Source organism: Schaalia sp. (assembly GCF_050312375.1).
In the GTDB taxonomy this organism is placed as follows: domain Bacteria; phylum Actinomycetota; class Actinomycetes; order Actinomycetales; family Actinomycetaceae; genus Pauljensenia; species Pauljensenia hyovaginalis.
Genome location: NZ_JBNOYB010000070.1, coordinates 1 through 4,413, shown reverse-complemented (window position 1 = coordinate 4,413; position 4,413 = coordinate 1). Strand labels below are relative to the sequence as shown.

Annotated in this window: 3 protein-coding genes and 1 tRNA gene; all 4 read left to right on the top strand. The window is 67.0% G+C overall.

Going from position 1 to position 4,413, the window contains the following annotated elements; translation table 11 throughout:
* Window positions 1-104 precede the first annotated feature (104 nt).
* The 4 genes from ACQY7V_RS05690 to ACQY7V_RS05675 all read left to right on the top strand — a co-directional run bounded on the left by ACQY7V_RS05690 (window position 105) and on the right by ACQY7V_RS05675 (window position 4,377).
* A complete protein-coding gene (locus ACQY7V_RS05690) occupies window positions 105-845 on the top strand; it encodes a glutamine amidotransferase-related protein (protein ID WP_303774379.1) in 741 nt (246 codons plus the stop codon).
* A 101-nt stretch (window positions 846-946) separates the two neighbouring features.
* Window positions 947-1,031, top strand: a tRNA-Ser gene (locus tag ACQY7V_RS05685).
* 467 nt (window positions 1,032-1,498) lie between these two features.
* On the top strand, window positions 1,499-2,002 hold the full coding sequence (locus tag ACQY7V_RS05680; protein ID WP_428639293.1) for a hypothetical protein: 504 nt from the start codon (window positions 1,499-1,501) through the stop codon (window positions 2,000-2,002).
* 35 nt (window positions 2,003-2,037) lie between these two features.
* The gene (locus ACQY7V_RS05675; protein WP_428639291.1) at window positions 2,038-4,377 is read left to right on the top strand and encodes a GDSL-type esterase/lipase family protein; all 2,340 of its coding nucleotides are present in this window, start codon (window positions 2,038-2,040) and stop codon (window positions 4,375-4,377) included.
* Window positions 4,378-4,413: the final 36 nt, after the last annotated feature.

The window sequence follows — 4,413 nt, the reverse complement described above, 5'->3', positions numbered from 1 at the left end:
GTTGTCCTCGTCCTCGCGCTCCGCCCTCGTCCGAATCGACGAGGGCGGAGCGCCATTTGGCGGAACGCCCGACCCCTCGAGTCGACTTTACTTAGACTTGAGACATGACATCCTTTCTCTTGGTTTCTACTCGTCCTGAGGAAGAGGCGATCGAGGCGGAGTACTCCGCCTTCTTGAGCGTCTCGGGTCTCGAGGAGCAGGAGCTCGAGCAGGTCAGGCTCGACATGCTCGGCCTGCCGGAGATCGATGTGCGGGCCTATTCGGGGATCATCGTCGCGGGCTCGCCCTTCGGCGCGACGACGCTCGACGACTTCAAGACGCCCTCGCAGCGCAGGGTCGAGACGGAGCTGCGCCACCTCCTCGCAGACATCCTCGAAGCGGGTGCGCCCTGCCTGACGACCGGATACGGCACGGAGATCGCCACCGTCCTCATGGGGGGGAGCATGTCGACGGAATGCGCGGAGGAGTCGCAGCTCGTCGAGATCCTCCTGACCGCCGATGGCATCGCGGACCCGCTCCTCGAGGACTTCCCGCGGACCTTCCCCACCTTCGTCAATCATCGCGAGGCCGCCTCCTCGCTCCCCGCCGGTGCGACTGTGCTCGCCAAGTCGATCACCTGCCCGGCGCAGATCGTGAAGTTCGCCGAGAACTTCTACGCGACGCAGTTCAACCCCGAGTTGGACTCGGACCTCATCTCGGACGCCCTTCAGCGCTGGGAGGATGCGGGCTATCCGGGGACCGATGATGTCGACTACCTCGTCGTGATCGGTCGAGAGGGCAGGGGGCGCCATCAGGCGGGCAGGGTCGTGGCGAACTTCGTGAACCGCTATCGCTCCGCTTCTTGAGTCGGAGCGGCGTGAGGCACCCCATGCTCCGCCGCCCGCCGCTGGTTAGCGTTTTGGCGCCCCTAGCGTTTAGGATGGTCGAGCGCACTTCGGTGCGTGCTGGAGGATTCGCCTAGTGGCCTATGGCGCACGCTTGGAAAGCGTGTTGGGTGCAAGCCCTCGGGGGTTCGAATCCCCCATCCTCCGCCCCGGTCCGGCCCGGCGTCACGCGAATGAGTGGCGCCGGGCCGAAGTGTTTCACCGCCCTCGGCCGCCGGCGGTGCTCATCGAAGATGCTCCGGGCGCCCTCGTGCCCGTCTGGGCTCCGGCTTCGGGTTGCTCCTCCGCGCGGGCCCTCTGCGCAGGTGGCGACTTCTTGCCTTCTGCGGCTCGGAGTCCCAGATCTCGGTGCTGAGCCCATCGGATGGGGGAGGCGGGGTGATAACGTGTTCCCCGTCAAATAATCCAAATATTGAAGAAGTTGGGGAAGTGCCGACGCCGCGCACGATGGACGTGTTAGGAATGGCGTATCGGTGTGCGGCGCACGCCGAGTCCTTCGCCCGGCACGACAAAGGTGGATCCCATGCCGTACACGATGAATACCCCTTTCGCCGCGGCGGAACGCCCTCGGTGAGCCGCGCGCCATGGGTGAGGGACGACGGGCTGTGAGGGCGATGCCGCTCATCGCAGTGGTCAGCGCCTGCCTCGCTCTGGCCGGGATCTACGGCGCATGGGACTGGGGCCGTCGCGAAGGGTACTGGGGGACATCGGACGAGCTCGCCCGCCTGTCCAGCCAGGAGGTGATCGCCCCCGATGAAGGGCTGGCCAGCCGCGTCGTTGATCGCTCACCGCATCGGGCCCTTCTGGGCAAGCCTCGCCCCCAATGGGTCGAAGTGGAGATCGCCCCGTCCCCCGGATCCGGAGCCCCTGCCACGGCCGACGGCCTCTCGCATCAACTGCGGGCCAAGGCGACGAGGGCGGGATGGGCGATCGACGAGGAGTGCATGCCGGATCTTCTCTGGTGCGCGCGCCGTATCGACGCCGAGGGATTGACCCTGTTCATGACGGTCTCAGCCCCGCAAGGGGCGGAGCCGAAGAGTTCAGAAAGGATGAGCGGCGAAGCCGATCGCGCCGACACCGAGTCGGGCGTCCTCCGCGTTCGCATGCAATACCTCTAAAGATGAAACCACTTTTCAGAAAACTCTTGGGCGGCATGACCGCTGCGCTCGTCGCCCTCGCGGTGCTCGCCCCCGCGGCGCAGGCCGATGACACGGGGAAGTACCTCACCCTGTCCCTCATCGGGGACTCCTACACCGCCGGCAACGGCGCCGGCTCCTACTACGGGCCCAAGGACAGCCTGCGCTCCACCCGCAACTGGGGGCACACCTACTCGAACTGGCTGAACCGACAGGGCGTTCACACGACGATCCGCAACTACGCCTTCTCGGGCGCCGTCATCAACGACGTCGTCAACACGCAGCTGCCCGCCCTCGACCCCGAGTCGGACGTCGTCATGCTCACCGCGGGCGGGAACGACGTCGAATTCGCGAACATCGTGACCTCATGCTTCACGAACATCCCCTTCGTCGCGACGATCGACAAGTGCAAGGGCGCGATGAGCAAGGCGAAAGAGGTGTTCCCCTCGGTCGTTCAGCGGACGCAGGACCTCCTGGCGCAAGTCGCCGCGAAGATCCGCCCCGGAGCGCAGATCGTCCTCGTCGGCTACCCCCTGCTCTCCATCGAGACCTCGTGGCAGATGAAATCCTGGTTCTTCTGGGGCGCGCCCTATCCGGCGGCCCATGAGATCCGCGCATTCGGCCAGCAGGCGACGGCGCGTCAGCAGCAACTCGTCGATGAATGGAATCGCGCCGAGCACAACGACGTCGGACTCACCTACGTCCCCGTCGAGGTGCTCTTCGCCGGGCACGAACCGGATCCGGATACGACCAAGCGCAACGACTACCGCTGGCTCAACGAGTTCCTGGAAACCGAGGGCAAGACCGGCTCCGACGGCAAAACCCGGTCCGAGAGCGCCATCACGACCCCCGCCTACTGGTACCACCCGAACATCACCGGGCATGAGGAGATCGGCAAACTCCTCCAACGCGAGGTCGGCATCCCCGCCTCCGTCCGCACGACGCGCGCATTCTCGCGCGACATCGACCTCGTCTTCGCCCTCGAGGACTCCCTCGACACCGCCGACTCCCTCGCCGATCTGAAGAAGCAGATCGCGCGCATCACCTCCGAGGTCTCGCTAAAGGCGGCCGAGGGCGGCAAGTCCGCTCGATTCGGCCTCATCACCTACCGCAACGCCGCTGATCCGAAGACTTCGGTGACGAAGAACGGCGTCTTCTTCGACAGTCCCGAGGCCCTGACGTCCTCACTGAGCGCAGTGGCGACGGGAGGCGAGAAGGGCGGCGGCCCCTCCACCTACAAAGCCCTCGACACCGCCCTCCAAAGCGAATGGAAGGCCGGCGCCCGTAAGGTCGTCATCCTCCTCGGGGACGCCGAGGCCCCCGAAGGCGAGACCCCCGACTGGGACAGGCTCCTGCGCAACGCATTCACCGCCGATGTCGCCGAGGTCCTCGTCATCGACCCCGACGACAGCGTCGACGCCTCGGTGAAGGACCTAGCGCTCAACACCGGCGGGCACGTCACCACGGCGCGGACTCTCAAACCCCTCATCGTCGAAGCGCCGACGGCCCGCATCTCCACCATCGATCCCGCGAGCATCGGCGAGGACGTCGAATTCGACGCCTCCGGCTCCTTCGCAGCCGAAGGCCAACTCGTCTCCTACGAATGGGACGTCGACGGCGATGGGGTCTTCGACGCCGTCACCCGCGCGGAGAACGGAATCGCCGCGAACCCGATCCATTCGGCGCGCTTCGACGCTCCGATCACTGCGAACGTCACCCTGCGGGTCACCGACGAATACGGGAGGACCGCGACGGCCGAGATGCCGCTCGTCGTCACCCGGGACGGGGACTCGGTCGATGACGCGATCGACAACTGCCCCGCCGACCGTAATGAGGATCAAGCCGACGCCGACGCCGACGGAATCGGCGATGTTTGCGACGACTCCCCCTACGGCGAGCCCGAGGCGGTGCCGATGCCCGAACGCGCCGTGGCGCCCTCGGAGCCGAGCGTCGAAGCCGGATCGGCCATCTCCTTCACCGCGACGGGCTTCGCGGTCGGACAGGACGTCACCTTCGCCATTCACTCCGAAGACCTCGTCGTGGGTACGGCCCGCGTCGGGGCGGACGGGACGGCCACCCTGCGCTGGAGCGTGCCGGAGGGCTTCTCCGCCGGTGCGCACCGAGTCGTCGCCTCGATCGAGAACGGGCACACCGCTGAAGCCTCCTTCGAGGTGAGTGCGAAGCCGGCGCGGGCCGTCGCCGCTTCGGCCGTCCTGCCCGCGGCTCCGCAGAGCCCGGGGAAGAGCGCGAGCGCACTTGCCTCGACGGGCGGGGCATCCGCCCTCGCGGCCGCTGCGGCGACCCTGCTCTTCCTCGTAGGAGTGGGGGCGCGCACGGTGAAGAAGCAGCGCGCGTAGTCCTCCTCGCGATATGAGGGCCCGCTGGGCGCGGAG